Origin of the sequence: Gordonia amicalis (assembly GCF_022059885.1) — a bacterium.
GTDB classification, from domain to species: domain Bacteria; phylum Actinomycetota; class Actinomycetes; order Mycobacteriales; family Mycobacteriaceae; genus Gordonia; species Gordonia amicalis.
Window position 1 is genome coordinate 4,946,653 of the sequence record NZ_CP091855.1, and the last position, 16,748, is coordinate 4,963,400.

14 protein-coding genes and 1 pseudogene are annotated in these 16,748 nt (G+C 67.5%); 11 read left to right on the top strand and 4 right to left on the bottom strand.

Going from position 1 to position 16,748, the window contains the following annotated elements:
- Nucleotides 1-24: 24 nt before the first annotated feature.
- The 5 genes from IHQ52_RS22610 to IHQ52_RS22630 all read left to right on the top strand — a co-directional run bounded on the left by IHQ52_RS22610 (nt 25) and on the right by IHQ52_RS22630 (nt 4,890).
- Nucleotides 25-312 carry a hypothetical protein gene (locus tag IHQ52_RS22610; protein WP_006436955.1) on the top strand — a complete coding sequence of 96 codons (288 nt, stop codon included), beginning with the start codon at nt 25-27 and terminating at the stop codon, nt 310-312.
- Nucleotides 309-803 (top strand): SixA phosphatase family protein, encoded by a 495-nt coding sequence (locus IHQ52_RS22615; protein WP_006436956.1) that lies wholly within the window; start codon nt 309-311, stop codon nt 801-803. The genes IHQ52_RS22610 and IHQ52_RS22615 overlap by 4 nt, the downstream gene beginning before the upstream one ends.
- Nucleotides 804-846: 43 nt before the next feature.
- Complete coding sequence (gene nadE, locus IHQ52_RS22620; RefSeq protein WP_006436957.1) at nt 847-1,671, top strand: ammonia-dependent NAD(+) synthetase; 825 nt, start codon at nt 847-849, stop codon at nt 1,669-1,671.
- A gap of 114 nt (nt 1,672-1,785) precedes the next feature.
- Nucleotides 1,786-2,805: an IS481 family transposase gene (locus tag IHQ52_RS22625; protein ID WP_238063983.1), complete on the top strand. Its 1,020-nt coding sequence runs from the start codon at nt 1,786-1,788 to the stop codon at nt 2,803-2,805.
- 48 nt (nt 2,806-2,853) lie between these two features.
- Nucleotides 2,854-4,890 carry an NAD(+) synthase gene (locus tag IHQ52_RS22630; protein ID WP_159405212.1) on the top strand — a complete coding sequence of 679 codons (2,037 nt, stop codon included), beginning with the start codon at nt 2,854-2,856 and terminating at the stop codon, nt 4,888-4,890.
- Nucleotides 4,891-4,921: 31 nt separating this feature from the next.
- On the opposite strand, the pseudogene IHQ52_RS22635 reads toward IHQ52_RS22630, so the two are convergent.
- From IHQ52_RS22635 to IHQ52_RS22645, 3 genes and pseudogenes are all read right to left on the bottom strand, one after another.
- Nucleotides 4,922-6,321 (bottom strand): annotated as a pseudogene (locus tag IHQ52_RS22635) (WS/DGAT/MGAT family O-acyltransferase).
- Nucleotides 6,322-6,445: 124 nt separating this feature from the next.
- Complete coding sequence (locus IHQ52_RS22640) at nt 6,446-7,282, bottom strand: fibronectin type III domain-containing protein (RefSeq protein WP_096274622.1); 837 nt, start codon at nt 7,280-7,282, stop codon at nt 6,446-6,448.
- Nucleotides 7,282-9,174: a serine/threonine-protein kinase gene (locus IHQ52_RS22645; protein WP_096275013.1), complete on the bottom strand. Its 1,893-nt coding sequence runs from the start codon at nt 9,172-9,174 to the stop codon at nt 7,282-7,284. Before IHQ52_RS22645 ends, IHQ52_RS22640 begins: the two co-directional genes overlap by 1 nt.
- Before the next feature lie 119 nt (nt 9,175-9,293).
- Here IHQ52_RS22645 and IHQ52_RS22650 point away from each other — a divergent pair, with 119 nt between their 5' ends.
- The 6 genes from IHQ52_RS22650 (at nt 9,294) to IHQ52_RS22675 (ending at nt 15,903) form a co-directional block, all read left to right on the top strand.
- Entirely contained in the window at nt 9,294-9,848 is a 555-nt protein-coding gene (locus IHQ52_RS22650) for a nuclear transport factor 2 family protein (protein WP_006436962.1), read from the top strand.
- A gap of 335 nt (nt 9,849-10,183) precedes the next feature.
- Nucleotides 10,184-11,176 (top strand): acyl-ACP desaturase, encoded by a 993-nt coding sequence (locus IHQ52_RS22655; RefSeq protein ID WP_006436963.1) that lies wholly within the window; start codon nt 10,184-10,186, stop codon nt 11,174-11,176.
- 116 nt (nt 11,177-11,292) lie between these two features.
- Nucleotides 11,293-12,378, top strand: coding sequence for a tRNA dihydrouridine synthase DusB (gene dusB, locus IHQ52_RS22660; protein WP_232513017.1), 1,086 nt, complete (start codon nt 11,293-11,295; stop codon nt 12,376-12,378).
- Between the two features lie 176 nt (nt 12,379-12,554).
- Nucleotides 12,555-14,819 (top strand): LCP family protein, encoded by a 2,265-nt coding sequence (locus tag IHQ52_RS22665; protein ID WP_238063988.1) that lies wholly within the window; start codon nt 12,555-12,557, stop codon nt 14,817-14,819.
- A 105-nt stretch (nt 14,820-14,924) separates the two neighbouring features.
- A complete protein-coding gene (gene phoU / locus IHQ52_RS22670) occupies nt 14,925-15,587 on the top strand; it encodes a phosphate signaling complex protein PhoU (protein WP_006436966.1) in 663 nt (220 codons plus the stop codon).
- A 61-nt stretch (nt 15,588-15,648) separates the two neighbouring features.
- A complete protein-coding gene (locus IHQ52_RS22675) occupies nt 15,649-15,903 on the top strand; it encodes a hypothetical protein (RefSeq protein WP_006436967.1) in 255 nt (84 codons plus the stop codon).
- 61 nt (nt 15,904-15,964) lie between these two features.
- Here the strand turns inward: IHQ52_RS22675 and pstB are convergent, their stop codons facing one another.
- Nucleotides 15,965-16,741, bottom strand: coding sequence for a phosphate ABC transporter ATP-binding protein PstB (gene pstB / locus IHQ52_RS22680; protein ID WP_006436968.1), 777 nt, complete (start codon nt 16,739-16,741; stop codon nt 15,965-15,967).
- Between the last annotated feature and the right edge of the window lie 7 nt (nt 16,742-16,748).

Sequence of the window (16,748 nt, forward strand, 5' to 3'; positions counted from 1 at the left end):
CGCCGACGACGTACATTCGAGTGCATGCGGTATCGGTCGGATCTGGAACGCCTGGCCACTCTCGACGCAGCCGCGATCGAGCGGGCCTGCGCCGACTGCACGACCCTGGACGAACTCATCGGTTGTGCCGTCGACGAACACCTCGAGTTCGATGCGCTGGCCGACGAGGCCGAGATGCACGACGAGCGCGAGCACGCCGCCTTCCTGCGCCAGGAGGCCGCCGCGTGGCGCGCGACCGTTCGCCTGTTGCGCACCATCGCCGCCGATCCGGACGCCTATCCCGCGGAGTCCCGGCGGACCGGCACCGCATGAGCGGCACACGCACCTTGATCCTGATGCGTCACGGCAAGTCGGCTTATCCTCCGGCGACGCGCGACCACGACCGCCCGCTCGCCGGACGCGGCGACCGGCAGGCCGCCCTCGCCGGGCGCTGGATGGGCGACGAAGGCCTGCGCATCGACGCGGTGCTGTGCTCGACGTCGACCCGGACCCGCCAGACCCTCGAACGGACCGGCGTGCGGGCGCCGGTCACCTTTGTCGAGGACATCTACGGCGGGGACGCCGACGACGTGCTCGAGTCCATCCGCATCCACGCGCCGGCCGACGCGGCCACGCTGCTCGTCGTCGGACACGAGCCCGGTATGCCACAGACCGCGCTGACGCTCGATCCGGCCGGTCCGATCGATCGGTTTCCGACGTCCGCGTATGCGGTACTCACCGTCTCGCAGCCATGGGAGCGCCTCGGTATGGCGCCGGACCCCGACGCTCACCTCGTCGGCGTGCGGATACCTCGGGAGGAGTGACCGCGGCTGCTCGACCCGACCCCGAGCGAGCATAGGAGCGCGTATGCGCGAGACCCAGCGGACCATCATCGAAGCCCTGGGGGTCCGACCCTCCATCGATCCCGCCGACGAGGTGGAGCGGCGGGTGGGCTTCCTCGCCGACTATCTCCGCGCGGTCGGCGCGTCGGATTATGTGCTCGGCCTGTCGGGCGGCGTCGACTCGACGCTGGCCGGGCGCCTGGCCCAGATCGCGGCGGAGCGTGTCCGGGCCGATGGCGCCGACGCGGTGTTCGTGGGCATGCGTCTGCCGTATCGGGTACAGCACGACGAGCACGACGCCGCCGCCGCCGTCGAGTTCGTGGCGGCCGACGAGACGCTGACCGTCAACGTGGCGCCGGGAGTGGATGCCCTGAACAGCGAGATCTCGGGGGCGATGGGCGCGCCGCTCACCGACTTCACCAAGGGCAATGCCAAGGCACGACACCGCATGGTCGCGCAGTACGCCGTGGCCGGCGACCGCGGGCTGCTGGTGATCGGCGCCGACCACGCGGCCGAGAACGTCACCGGTTTCTTCACCAAGTACGGCGACGGCGCCGCGGACATCCTGCCGCTGTCGGGTCTGAACAAGCGTCAGGGCCGATCGCTGCTGCGTCACCTCGGTGCGCCGCAGCAACTGTGGGAGAAGATCCCGACCGCCGACCTGCTCGACGAGAAGGCGGGCCAGACCGACGAAGACGAACTGGGCCTGACCTACGAGATCATCGACGACTACCTCGAAGGCCGCGAGGTCCCGATCGATGCGGTGGAGAAGATCGAGGCCGCCTGGCACCGCAACCGGCACAAGCGCACGACTCCGGTGGAACTCGACGACTCCTGGTGGCGGGCCTAGCTGTACTGACCCGGGACGTTAGGTACCGCGTTCGGCGAGTCGACGTGACATAGGGAAGACCTCCGAGTGAGGTGTGGAGCTGTCTAAGAACCGCTCCTCAACCCGGAGGTCTTCATGTCTCACCGTAATTCACCGTTGTCCCCGACTGGCCGGCTGCGTCTGGCTCGGTGTGTTGTCGAGGATGGGTGGCCGCTGCGGCGTGCCGCGGACCGTTTCAATGTCTCGGTGACCACGGCCAAACGGTGGGCCGACCGCTACCGCGACCACGGGCCCGCAGGGATGGTTGACCGCTCAAGCCGGCCCCGCTCATGCCCGCATCGCACCACCCGTCGCCGGGAACGCCGGGTGGTGGGGTTACGCGTGTCGCGCCGTTGGGGACCAGCTCGGATCGGGTTCCACCTGGGGTTGAACGTGTCCACAGTCCACCGCATCCTGACCCGGTACCGATGCCTACGGTTGTCGTGGACCGACCCAGCAACAGGGGCGCCCGTACGTGCCCGCAGACGCGAGATTCGTCAGTACGAACGCCAAGCGCCCGGAGACTTGATCCACGTCGACATCAAGAAACTCGGCAGAATCCCCGACGGTGGCGGACACCGCATCCACGGCCGCGCCCTGGGCGCCCGCAACTCCAGCGCCCACCGCGAGCCCGCACGACCCCGCAAAGTCCACGGCCGCCCCAACCTGGGGTACGCGTTCCTCCACCACGCCGTCGACGACCATTCCCGCTACGCCTACTCAGAGATCCTCGGTGATGAGAAGAAGGAAACCGCGACCGCGTTCATGACCCGGGCATTGGCGCACTTCGCCTCTATCGGTGTCACCACCGCGCGGGTGATGACCGACAACGGGTCATGTTATCGGTCCCGAATGTTCCGGAAGTTGTTGGCCGACAACGAGATCACGCACAAGTGGACCCGCCCGTACCGGCCGCAAACCAACGGCAAGGTCGAACGCTTCAACCGCACCCTGCAGGAGGAATGGGCCTACGCCCGCCCCTACCTCAGCGAAACCGAACGCGTCGCGGCCTTCCCCGAGTTCCTGCGCATCTACAATCACGAACGCGGCCACACCGCACTGCGAGGCAACTCACCCGTCAGCCGCGTACCCAACCTGGCAGGTCAGTACACCTAGCGAGCCGGCGCGCGATCTTCGGGCACTCCGCGGTTTACTGTTGTCGACGTGTCTGTCTACGCAAACGGCTTCGTTCGGGTCGCGGGTGCGGTGCCCGTCCTCACGATCGCCGAACCCGCCGCGAATGCCGCACGCACCGTCGAGCTGATGCGGCGCGCCGCCGACGACGGCGCCGCTCTGGTAGTCTTCCCCGAGCTCGGGCTCTGCGGCTACAGCATCGACGACCTGTTCCACCAGGACGCGCTGATCGACGGGTGCCGCGACGCACTGAGCGAGATCGCCACGGCCAGTAGGGGTCTCCGACCACTGATCGTGGTGGGTCTGCCGATGGTCGTCGGCGACGGACTGTTCAACTGCGCGGCGGTCATCCACGACGGCGAGGTGCTCGGCATCGTCCCGAAGTCGTATCTGCCGAACTACCGCGAGTTCTACGAACAGCGATTCTTCTCGGCCGCCCGCGATGCGGTGCCCACCACCGTGACCGTCGACGGCAAAGAGGTCCCGTTCGGGGCGGATCTGATCTTCGAGGCGACCGATCTGCCCGGTTTCGCACTGCATGTCGAGATCTGCGAGGACGGCTGGGTGGCGATCCCGCCGAGCACCTGGGCGGCCCTGGGCGGCGCGACCGTGCTGGCCAATCTGTCCGGCAGCCCGGTCACGATCGGCAAGGAGTCCTACCGGAAGAACCTCTGCACAGGCCATTCCGCGCGCACGATCTCCGCGCACGTCTACGTCGCGGCGGGTTACGGCGAGTCGACCACCGATCTCGCCTGGGACGGTGACGCCCTCATCACCGAGAACGGCTCTCTGCTGGCCCGGAGCGAACAGTTCGCGACCACCGATCAGGTGATCTCCGCGGACATCGACCTCGACCGGCTCCGGCAGGAACGCATGCGGATGATCAGCCTGCGCGACCAGGCCGGCGATTACTCCGATCAACTGAAGTCGTTGCGGCGCATCGGGTTCTCGTTCGGCGAACTGAACGGCGACGACGATGTGCTGCGCCGGGTCGTGCCCCGATTTCCTTATGTCCCGACGGATTCCGCCGATCTCGACGAGCGCTGTGCCGAGGTCCGGCACATCCAGGTGCAGGGTCTGGCCCAGCGGTTGCGCTCGACGGGCATCGACAAGATCGTCATCGGCGTCTCCGGCGGACTCGACTCGACTCTCGCACTGCTCGTCGCGGTCGACACCTTCGACCGACTCGGCCTGCCCCGCACCAACATCCTGGGTTACACGATGCCCGGTTTCGCCACCGGCGGCGCGACGCTGCGCCGGTCTCACATCCTGATGAACTCACTCGGTGTGACCGGCAAGGAGATCGACATCCGGCCGTCGTGCGAGCAGATGCTCGCCGACCTCGACCACCCCTACTCCCGCGGCGAGAAGGTCTACGACGTCACCTTCGAGAACGTGCAGGCCGGTGAACGCACGTCGCATCTGTTCCGGCTGGCGAACCACCACGGCGCCATCGTCCTCGGCACCGGCGACCTGTCCGAACTCGCGCTCGGGTGGTGCACATACGGTGTCGGCGACCAGATGTCGCACTACAACGTCAACGGCTCGGTGCCGAAAACCCTCATCCAGCACCTGATCCGGTGGATGATCAGCAACAGCCACCATTCCGCGGAGACCACCGAGGTGCTCGCCGAGATCCTCGACGACGTCATCTCCCCCGAACTCGTCCCGGCCGGCGACGACGGGAAGATCCAGTCCACCGAGGACACCGTCGGCCCGTACGAACTCCACGACTTCTTCCTCTACTACGTGACCCGGTTCGGGTATCGGCCGACCAAGGTCGCCTACCTCGCCCGGCAGGCCTGGGGTGACCGCTCACGCGGCCCGTGGTCGGAGCTGCTGGTCGAGGACAAGCGCAACGAGTACGACACCGCGACCATCGAGCACTGGCTCGGGATCTTCCTGAAGCGCTTCATGGGCAACCAGTTCAAACGCACCGCCATGCCCAACGGCCCCAAGATCGGTTCGGGCGGTTCGCTGTCACCGCGCGGCGACTGGCGTTCGCCGTCCGATGCGTCGGCGCGGGTCTGGCTCGACCAGCTGGCGGGCGGATCGGACCGGGTGTAGCGCCCACCGGTCACGCCGCGCGCGGCGCGGCTCAGTCGCAGGCGGCGAGCAGCTGTTTGAGCTGATCGTCGAAGGCGTTGGCGATCTCCCACGGGTCGGGGGTCTGGTCGGTGCACGCCAGGATGCCGATGTTGAGGTGTCCGTCGGCGGAGAACACCGTGATGTTCAGTCCGAGTCCGTGGAAGATCGGCCCGAGCGGGTAGACGGCGGTGACGCGTGAACCGAGGAAGTAGAGCGGGAAATCGGGGCCGGCCACGTTGGACACGAGGACGTTGAAGATCGGCGGATGCGCCGAGGCAAGCTTCCGGTTGCCGTAGAACTTCATCGCCGTCGACAGTGTGACCCCCGGTGCGAACTGAGCCCAGGACCGCAGGATGTTGGCGTCGATCTCGGCGTGGTGTTCCTTCGACTTTCGGCTGAACTCCGCCTGCTTCTCGAGTCGCTCCACCGGATCCTCGACGTCAGTGGACAACTGGGTGAACATTCCCGTCACCTTGTTGGTGCCCTCGACCACGAGGTCGGACTCGTCGGCACCGTGGACGGACACCGGCACCATCCCGACGAGCGGCCTGTCGGGCAGCTCGTCGTGTTCGAGTAGGTAGGTGCGCATCGCACCGCCGACCAGCGCCAGCACGACGTCGTTGAGCTTCACCCCGAAGTGGTTCTTCACGCGCTTGACGTCGTCGAGCGACAGTTGGCTGAGGCCGATGCTGCGGTGGGGCGTGATCGCCGAGTTGAACCGGGTCCGGGGCGCCATGAACGGTGCGGGCATGGCGGACTGCCGTTGAGCCCGGCGCAGCCAGCCGACCGGGACGCTGACCGTCCGCGGCAACAGTTTCGCCATCGCCTGCGGGCGCTGGCGAAGTAGTTGATCGCCCCGGTCGCGGCGATCGTTGCGCGCGACGGCGGGCCCGCCGATTCGTGGACCTTCGACGAGTCGAGTTCGGGTGGGTCCGGTGTGAGAGTGCACATCTGGGCGAGCATCTCGGCGCTGGTGACACCGTCGGTGCCGGCGTGGTGCATACGCAGCATCGCGCAAATGCGGCCGTTGGAGAGCCCTTCGATGATCCACAGTTCCCAGAGGGGCTTGCCCCGGTCGAGGGTCTGGCCGGCGAGATGACCGCACAGTTCGGCGACCTCACCCGCACCGCCCGGCGCGGGCACCGCCACGCGATGGACGTGACGCTGGATGTCGAAGTCCTCGTCCTCGATCCACACCGGGTGGTCGATGTTGAAGATCGAGTTGTCGAGCTTTCGGCGGAAGGCCGGGATCGCGGCGACGCGCCGCTCCATCTCCTCGCGCAGCCTGTCGAAGTTGTACCCGCCGGGCATGGTGCTCGGATCGATCTCCACGAGACCGATGACGTGCATCAGCTGGCTCCGGGTCTCCAGGTAGAGGAACGAAGCGTCCAAACCACTCAACCGCTGCATGACATCAACCTCTCGTCTCCCCGCACCCGAAAGCCCCCACGCCATCATGCCGCACGCCGGAGACTCCGGAAGCGTGTTCGTCCCAGTCGATCGACCAGGTTGTCCTCCACCGCCCGGACAGGACTCAGATCGGCATCGAATCGACCATCTGGAGGACGTTCTGGGCCGGGGTCTCCAGCACCACGATCATCGCCAGTTCCCGAGCCGGGTCGTCGGTGATCTTGAAGACGCCGCGACCGTTCTCGTCGATGAGGCCGGTGCCGTGCTTCCACCGCACCGGCCGCGAGGTCGCCGACGAGCGGGAGTACTCGGCGTTGAGGGCGTCCTTGGAGGCGAACCAGAACACGCCGAACGGGCGGTCGACCGCCCCCGCGGCGCATCGCACCACGAACACGGTACGCACCTTGCCGTTTCCGGTCTCCGACGGGCCGACCTCGTCGCGGCCGCCGGCGTACCTACGGACGCACTCGGCGTTGCCCCATCTCGCGGCGGTGTCCGGGGTCTGTGGGAGGAGCTCGGGGAACTGCGCCACGAGCGGCGCGAAGACCCCCCAGGTCGCGCCAGTGCGTACGGACTGCGACGGGCTCGGCGGCGAGACGGTGTCGCCGTCCAGCGCGGCCACCCGGTAGGTGTGTTCGCCTGCGGGCACCGAGGCGTCGACGACCTCGGTCTCCGTACCGCGGTACACGACTATCCCGTCGTCGCGGACGAGCTGATAGCCCGTCGCACCCGGCACCGCATCCCAGGTCGCGACGAGGCGTCCGGTTCCGGCGTCGAGTTTCAGGCCGGTCGGTGCATCCGGCACGTCGACGCTGGTGAGCGCACGTACCGAGAAGAAGGAGCCGACGGCGAGCAGCACCGCGGCGACGACGATCGCCGCGATCGTCCACGGCCGCACGGTCGGTGAGTTCGGCGGGGTGGTGGGCGGGCCCGCGGGTGGGGTGGTCACAGGTTGTGCCATCAGATCGGCAGCCTCTTCAGCAGATCGGCCGCAGCGGCAGCCGGTTTGCCGGGCACCACGACCCACACGACCGACTTGGCGCGGTCGCCGGTGTCATGGGCGAGGATGGCCTGCCCCTGATCACGCTGCTTGTCCGAGAGGTACAGCGTCCCCGTGAAACCCTGCGCCGTTGTGTAACCGGTGCCGCGCAGATTGTAGGCGGTCACGTCCGCCGCCGCCCGCGCCTCCTCGGGTGTGTCGTACACGTCGACGATCACCTGGTAGTCCGCATTCTTCGCCTCGTCGTCGCGGTAACGGGTGCACCACACGGTGCGCTTGGAGGACTCGAACGCGAGGTCGCCGTCCTCGCCCCAGCACCGCATGCCGTCGAAACCGTTGGTGCTCAACGGAGATGCCGGCACGAGGTCGTGGTAGAGGTCGGCGATGGGTTGAAGTTCGCCCCAGGTCATGAAGACGTCGACAGCCTCTGAGTTGCGGGAGAACTCCGAGGTCCGGCCGTCCTCGTCCTGCGCAGCGACCTGGTAGGTGTACGTACCCGGAATCGGGCGCGGTGCGGTGAATTTCGTATCGGGACCGGAGTAGATGACCTCGTGGTTCTGGGTGACGACGTAGTCGGTCGCGTCGTCGACGTGACCCCAGGACAGTTCGACGGCGGTCGTCGTCACCTCGGCGTCGGGTGCGTTCGGGGTCTCCAGTGTCCCCGCCGAGGTGCTCACGAATCCGGCACCGGCGCCGAGGATTCCGGCGATCAGCGCGACCGCCGCCCCGATCGCGACGACCGTGGCGCCACCTCCACGCCGGACGGGCCGGGCCGGTTCCGCGGCATGTGTGGGCTCCCATCCGTGCAGGGTCTCGGTCGAGACCATCGGCGGCCCCAGCCGCTCCCGGGCGGTCGGATCGGTCGCCCGATCACGGTACGCCGCAGATGAAGTCGGATCTCCGGCGGCAGGCATGCCCGGAGCCGACCCCGAAGAACCCGGAGACGCATGGGGATCCGGCTGCATACGCGGCCCGACGAGGGTCTGACGGGTGTCGAAGGCATCGTGCAGGGCGTCGGCGAACTCGCCGGCGGTCGGGTACCTGTCGTCTGGGTTCTTGGCCATCGCCCGAGCGAGGACCGCGTCGACCGCGGCCGGGAGCGCCCCATTGCGACTGCTCGCCGGCGGCGGCTCGTGGTACATGTGCGCGGTCATCAGGCCGTGCAGCGACGTCGCATCGAAAGGCGGTGCGCCGGTGAGGAGTTCGAAGGCGGTGGCGCCGAGCGAATAGATGTCGCTACGGGGGTCGACGCGTCGGCCCTCGATCTGCTCGGGCGACGCGTAATGCATCGTCCCGATCGTGATGCCGGTCCCGGTCAGGTTCGTCACCTCGTCGAGCACCTGCGCGATGCCGAAGTCGGTGACCTTGACGGCCTCGGGTGTGAGGGAGCCGGTGTTTCCGGGACGGTCGCCGCCGAGACCCGGGGTGACGAGGATGTTCGCCGGTTTGATGTCGCGGTGCATGATCCCGCGACGGTGCGCGGCGTCGAGCCCGGCGGCCACGCCGCGGACGATCGTGCACGCCAGCCGAGGGTCGAGGGGCGCGTCGGCCGCGAGCATCCGCGCGACGTCGACACCGGGCACGTACTCCATCGCGATCCAGAGCTGACCCTCGAAGACCCCCCGGTCGTAGACGGTGACGACATTGGGGTGGTGTAGCGGCGCGACGATGTCCGCCTCCCGCTCGAACCGGGCGCGGAACACCGGATCGGTGGCGTGTCCCGACCGCAGGACCTTGAGTGCATCCGACCGCGGCAGCCGCGGGTGGGCCGCCTTGTAGACGTCGCCCATGCCACCGCGTCCGAGCACGTCAAGGACGCGGTACCCCGCGATCAGGTCCCCTACCTGGTACATGACGTCCTCACCGATACCCCGTGCACCCGCGGCTTCGGGCGGATGCATAGGCACCGAATGCTACCGAGTGTCACCAAACCCCGGCCGGGTACACCGTCCGAACCCTACGATCGGCGTCGATGGAATCCACCGAGAAACTTCCCGACGCCCCGGGCGGGGCCTTCAGCGCGACCGAACTCGACGAGGCGTTCGCCGAATTCCAGCGCACGGTCGCCGAGGTCGCGGTCAGCGGTGACTGGGACCGCTACGCCGACATGTTCACCGAGGACGCCGACTTCGTCGAGCACGCGCTGGGGACGCTGCGCGGCCGCGAGGAGATCCGCGCCTGGGCCTGGCGCACGATGACCGCCTTCCCCGGAAGTCACATGACGGGCTTCCCGTCGCTGTGGCACGTGGTCGACGCCCCGACCGGTCGGGTGATCTGCGAGGTCGACAACCCGATGCGCGATCCGGGGGACCAGAGCCTCATCACCGCCACGAACATCACCATCCTCACCTATGCGGGCGACGGTCTGTGGAGCCGCGAGGAGGATGTCTACAACCCGATGGAGTTCGGCCGGGCAGCGATGCGGTGGTGTGAGAAAGCCCGCGAACACGGCAATCTCGATGAGCCCGCCGCCACGTGGATGGAGACCAGCGGCGCCTTCTTCGCCCGGTCCCACAAGAAGGGCTGACGCCGGGAAAAATCCCCGCCGACCTGCGACGAGGCGACCGAACCGATCGCCCAGGACAACCGTGACCGACACCACCGTGCACGGTCGTAACGTCGGCACCATACGGACACGACAGTGTCACAGACGGACTTGGGACCCGATCGCAAGTGCCGTAGGCTAGGGCTTTGACCAGTGGAGGAGGGCTGCGCAGTCGCGCGTCCGAGACCACCCAAGGTCCGCCCGGGTGGGCGTGACCCGCCCACGACGACGCCGCTATCCCACTCGCGGCACCGTCGCGAGGCAAGAAAAGACGACACACGTACGACATACGCGGACACCCTTCGGAGGACATCTATATGGCACGCGAGCTGACGCAACTCGAGCTTCTCAAGGAACTCGCCCCGGTTGCCGAGGAGAACGTCAACCGTCACCTCAAGACCGCCAAGGACTGGAACCCGCACGACTATGTCCCGTGGGACGAGGGTCGCAACTTCGCGGCGCTCGGCGGCGTCGACTACGACCCCGAGCAGTCGCAGCTCGACGAGGTCGCCAAGGCCGCGATGATCACCAACCTGCTGACCGAGGACAACCTCCCATCGTACCACCGCGTCATCGCCGACAACTTCTCGATGGACTCCGCCTGGGGCCACTGGGTCGGTCGCTGGACCGCCGAGGAGAACCGCCACGGCATCGTCATGCGCGACTACCTCGTCGTCACCCGCGGTGTCGATCCGGTCGCCCTCGAAGAGGCGCGGATGATCCACATGACGAACGGCTACGACCCGATGCTGGCGACCGCCGGTCGCGTCGACGAACTCGAGGAGCACGCCGACGAACTCGGCCTGCTGCACTCGGTCGCATACGTGACCTTCCAGGAACTCGCGACCCGCGTCAGCCACCGCAACACCGGCAAGGCCTGCAAGGACCCGATCGCGGACAAGATGCTGCAGCGCATCGCGGCCGACGAGAACCTGCACATGATCTTCTACCGCAACATCTGCGGTGCGGGCTTCGACATCTCCCCCGACCAGACGCTGCGCGCGGTCACCGACATCGTGACCAACTTCCAGATGCCCGGCGCCGGAATGCCGAACTTCCGCCGCCACGGCGTCCTGATGGCCAAGCACGGCATCTACGACCTTCGCCAGCACCTCGAAGAGGTCGTCATGCCGGTTCTGCGCAAGTGGAACGTCTTCGAGCGCGACGACTTCACCGCCGAGGGCGAGAAGACCCGTGAGGAGCTCGCCGCCTTCCTCGAGCAGCTCGAGAAGGACACCATCCGCTTCGAGGAGATGCGCGACCGTTCGCTCGCCCGCGAGGCCAAGAAGCGGGAGCAGCGGGCATCCTGAGCACGACCCTCTCCAGCAGCCCGGCGCCTTCGACCTCCGAAGGCGCCGGTTCTGCGTCCCCGGCCAAGCTCCGCATCGGCTCCATCGAGCTGGCGAGCCCCGTCGTCCTCGCGCCGATGGCGGGTGTCACCAACGTCGCATTCCGCACGCTGTGCCGCGAACTCGAGCTCGCCCGCACCGGGACCGTCTCCGGTCTGTACGTCTGCGAGATGGTGACCGCCCGCGCCCTCGTCGAACGTCATCCGGTCACGATGCACATGACGACCTTCGGACCCGACGAGAGTCCGCGATCGATGCAGCTGTACACCGTTGACCCGGAGTACACGTACCAGGCGGCGAAGATGATCGTCGACGAGAACCTCGCCGATCACATCGACATGAACTTCGGCTGCCCGGTACCCAAGGTGACGCGCAAGGGCGGTGGCTCGGCCATCCCCTACAAGCGGACGCTGTTCCGCAAGATCGTCGCGGCCGCCGTCCGTGCGACCGAGGGCACCGACATCCCGGTCACGGTCAAGTTCCGCATCGGCATCGACGACGACCACCGCACGCATCTCGACGCGGGGCGCATCGCCGCCGAGGAGGGTGCCGCCGCGGTCGCCCTGCACGCCCGGACCGCGTCGCAGCGCTACTCCGGCGAAGCCGACTGGGATGAGATCGCCCGCCTCAAGGAGCACGTCACCTCGGTGCCGGTGCTGGGCAACGGCGACATCTTCGAACCAGCGGACGCGGTGGCGATGATGAACCGGACCGGGTGTGACGGAGTCGTCGTCGGCCGCGGCTGCCTCGGACGCCCCTGGTTGTTCGCCGAACTCGCCGCCGAACTCAACGGATTCGAGGCACCCAGTCCCCCGAACCTGGGCGAGGTCGCCGAGATCATGGTCCGGCACTGCCAGCTCCTCGTCGACCACCACGGCGAGATGAAGGGCTGCCGCGAGATCCGCAAACATGTGGCGTGGTACCTGCGGGGATTCCCGGCCGGCTCGGAGATCCGTCGGCGGATGGCGCTCGTCGGCAGCGTCGACGAGCTGCGCGAACTGCTGTCCGAACTGCCTGCCGACGCACCGTTCCCGAGAGACGGTCATGGCCCGCGCGGCCGCCAGGGTTCGCCGGCGAAGGTCGCCCTGCCCGACGGCTGGCTCGACGATCCCGACGAGGACGTCGTGCCCGCCGGTGCGGAGATCATGCACTCCGGCGGCTGACACGTTCTGCGAAAACCGTCACAACGACGGTCCGGCTGAGTTCGATTCTCAGGTGCGATCAGTAATATGGCGCGAAGGTCCCGGCCACCCGGGGCCCTGCGTGCGTGCGTGCCGCGTCGATCAGCCCCGACGCGCGGTCATGCGCATTCGAGACCTACGGGGTAGAGGAACGTGCATTGAGTCGGACATCGGGACCGGACGAACCGGAGGCGGGAGACGAGGCCAACCGGTCTCGTCGTGGCCGTCGTGCCGGGCGTCCCGACGATGCCAACGACCGCCGTCCGCCGGTGGACCCCGGCGCTCGGGACGCCTCGCCGCCGGGAGCGCACCCGAGTCTCCGCGAGCCGCGTTCCAGTGATCGCTTCGTCCGCGGGCGGACCCGACTGACCGTCCGCGAGCTCATGGAGCAGATGAACGCGGAGGAACCCCGGACGCCCCCGGCCGACTCCCCCCGCCGCGGACGCTCCCGCGCCGGTGCGCCCGACCAGGCACCCCCGCCCGGCCCTTACGCGAACATCCCGCCGACGACCCGCAGCCGGTCCCGCCGCTTCAACCCGGCGCAGCCCGATCAGGTCCGGCCCCCTCGTCCTCCGCTCGGACGGAGCGACCAGAGCCAGCCCGCGGCCGACGATCGTCCCACCGAGATCCACCGCTTCGACAACGACGTCACCCAGAAGATCCCCACGATCGGTGACAAACCCGGCGAGCCCGCACCCGACCTGTCGGACCGCGCCACCGCCCAGCGCGCCTTCGAGGAGTCGCGTGCCCAGGACGCGCTGGTACCCCCGGCCGCGACCACGCCGGACGAACCGCCGACCCCTCGCGAACCGCTCGAACGAACCCCCGACCTGACCGGTCCACTCCAACTCCGCCAGGCGCCCCGCCACCACCCGGGGCGCGGCGGCGACCGTCGCGGTGCACTCGTCCGAAAGACCACCGCCACCGGACGCATCCTGGTGGCCATCGCATGTGTGACCGCCCTGGTCGGCACCGGTTTCGTCTGGAACTACCTGCAGTCGTGGAACGGCAACTGGCGCAATGTCACCGCCGTCGACGCCGAAGACAAGAACATCCGCAACAAGGACGCCCAAAACGGCGACGAGACCTACCTGATCGTCGGCACCGACACGCGTGGCGGCAAGAACGCGAAGGTGGGTGCGGGCACCACCGCCGATGCCGAGGGCGCCCGTTCCGACACCGTCATCCTGGTCAACGTCCCGGCCAACCGTGAACGCGTCGTCGCGGTGTCCTTCCCACGCGACCTCCAGGTGGACCAGCCCGCATGCAACTCGTGGGACAACGAGACCGGCAAGTACGGCGCGGAGATGCCGGCACAGAGCGGCGTGAAGCTGAACAGCGTCTACTTCTACGGCGGCCCGCAGTGCCTCGTCCGGGTGCTGACCCAGATGAGCGGCCTCAACATCAACCACTTCATCGGCATGGACTTCTACGGCTTCGAGCAGGTCGTACGGACGATCGGTGGTGTCGAGGTGTGCTCGACGGTGCCACTCTACGACTACGAGCTCGGCAACATCCTCCGCAAACCCGGCAAACAGAAGCTCACCGGGCGCAGGGCCCTCAACTATGTCCGCGCCCGCAACATCGCCTCCGAGGGCAACGGCGACTACGGTCGCATCAAGCGTCAGCAGCTGTTCATGTCGTCGTTGCTGCGTTCGACGCTGTCGGGCAACGTGCTGGCGAACCCCAACAAGCTCAACAGCATCGTCAACACGTTCATCAGGTACAGCTACGTCGACGGCGTCGACACCCAGTCGCTGATCAACCTCGCCGAGTCGATGCAGGGCATCGAGGCCGGTCGCGTCTCGTTCCTGACCATCCCCACCTCCGGCACGACCACCGACGGTTCCAACAATGAGATCCCACGCACCGACGACGTCGATGCGATCTTCAACGCGATCATCGACGACCTGCCGTTGCCCGGCGAGAAGGTCGAGAAGAAGAAGCCGACGTCCAAGGCGCCCTCGCGAGCTCCGAGTTCGAGGAACTCGACGGAGACCCCCGGACGGATCAACGCCACCGCGCAGAATCCCGGCAACATCGGTATCCGCGTGCTCAACGGGACCAGCACCACCGGTCTCGCCGCCGAGGTGTCCGACCAGTTGAAGCCGTACGGCTTCGACGTCCGCGGTGTGGCCGACGCCTCGGAGAGCCGGGACGACACCGTCGTGCGGTACGGCACCGGACAGCAGAACGCGGCCGCCACGCTGGCCGCCATGTTCCCCGGCGCCGAGATCCAGCTCGACCGGACGGTCAAATCGGGGGTCGAACTCATCCTCGGGTCCGACTTCACCGGCGAGCTGGGATCGGTGCCCGACGCCGGGGCCACGGTGAACGTCGAGCAGCTCGCGCCGGCCGAGAACACCGGTGATCTGCCCAACGATCTCGCCGTCACCAACGCGGGCGACACGACCTGTACCTAGCACGATCGTCCGGATGAGACGACGACGACGTCACCGCGCCGGTCGTTCACGCTGCGTTCATCGCCCGTGAGCGAAGAAGACCGTTCCCCGACGTACCCTGGGTACATGCGTACTGCCTACCAAGAGCAACTCGAGGAGCTGACCAACGTCCTGGGTGAAATGTGTGAACTCGCGGGTACCGCGATGTCGCGTGCCACCCAGGCGCTCCTGCAGGCCGACCTCGCCGTTGCCGAAGAGGTCATCGGCGACAGCGAACGGATGGCACAGTTGTCGGCCCGCGCCGAGGAACAGTCCTTCGCTCTCCTCGCTCTCCAGGCCCCGGTCGCCGGCGACCTCCGCGGAGTCGTCAGTGGTTTCCAGATCGTCGCCGACGCCGACCGGATGGGTGCCCTCGCCCTCCACGTGGCCAAGGTCGCCCGTCGTCGCCACCCGGCAAAGGCCCTCCCCGAGGAGGTCAACGGCTACTTCGCGGAGATGGGCCGGCTCGCGGTGACACTCGCCAAGAATGCGCATGAGGTCTTGGTGACTCGCGACCCGCAGGCCGCGCTGCGCTTGCAGGAAGACGACGACGCGATGGACGATCTCCACCGCCACCTGTTCACCGTCCTGATGGACCGCGAATGGCAGCACGGCGTCGCCGCGGCGGTGGATGTGACCCTGCTCGGTCGCTACTACGAACGCTTCGCTGATCATGCCGTGCTGATCGGTCGCCGGGTGGTGTTCACCGCCACCGGCAAGACCCCCGAACAGTTCCAGAACATCGGGTGATCTTCCTCGCTCACCCTTCCCGGGGAGCGAGGGCACACATTTCGAGAGGCCGAGGATTCAGTTGGATGAACTGAACTCGGTCTCTCTTCATGTCAGTGAAGATCTGGCGCGTTTTACGCCCGGGAACGATTTCACAGCTGCACATGTCCCCGTTATGGTGGCGGACATGGGCCAGAATCAGCCGATCGAACCCGATTTCAATGCGATGACCGACGAGGACGCCGCGGCAGCCGCCCACCGACGGCAGATCATCACCTACCTCGGCGTCATCGCATCGCTCACCGCTCTGCTGGTCATTCTCCTGATCAACATGTGAGCAGCAGACAGGGCCCCTCCCGTCACCGGGAAGGGCCCTGTTCGCGGGGTTGGTGCGTGCGTCAGCCGAAGCGCCCCGAGATGTAGTCCTCGGTCTCCTTCTTCGTCGGATTCGAGAACATCGTCTCGGTGTCGCTGATCTCGACCAGCTGTCCGGGCTGACCGGCACCCTCGAGATTGAAGAATGCGGTCTGGTCGCTGACGCGGGCGGCCTGCTGCATGTTGTGGGTCACGATGACGATCGTGTACTCCTTCTTGAGCTCACCCATCAGATCCTCGATGGCCAGCGTCGAGATCGGGTCGAGCGCCGAGCACGGCTCGTCCATCAGCAGCACGTCCGGGGAGACCGCGATGGCCCGCGCGATACAGAGCCGCTGCTGCTGGCCGCCGGAGAGTCCGCCGCCGGGCTTGTCGAGACGGTCTTTGACCTCTTCCCAGAGGTTCGCGCCGCGCAGACTGCGCTCGGCGACCTCGTCGAGCTCGGCCCTGTTGCGCACACCCTGGAGGCGCAGGCCGGCGACGACGTTGTCGCGAATGGACATGGTCGGGAACGGGTTGGGTCGCTGGAACACCATGCCGATCGTGGCGCGCACGCTCACCGGATCGACGTTGCGGCCGTAGATGTCCTCGCCGTCGAGCAGCACGCTGCCCTCGGCGTAGGCGCCGGGGGTGACCTCGTGCATCCGGTTCAGGGTGCGCAGGACCGTCGACTTGCCGCAGCCCGACGGGCCGATGAAGGCGGTGATGCAGCGCGGCGGCACCTCGAGGGTCACGTCCTTCACCGCATGGAAGTCGCCGTAGTAGATGTTCAGGTCTTTGATGTCGAGGCGCTTTGCCATGACGTTG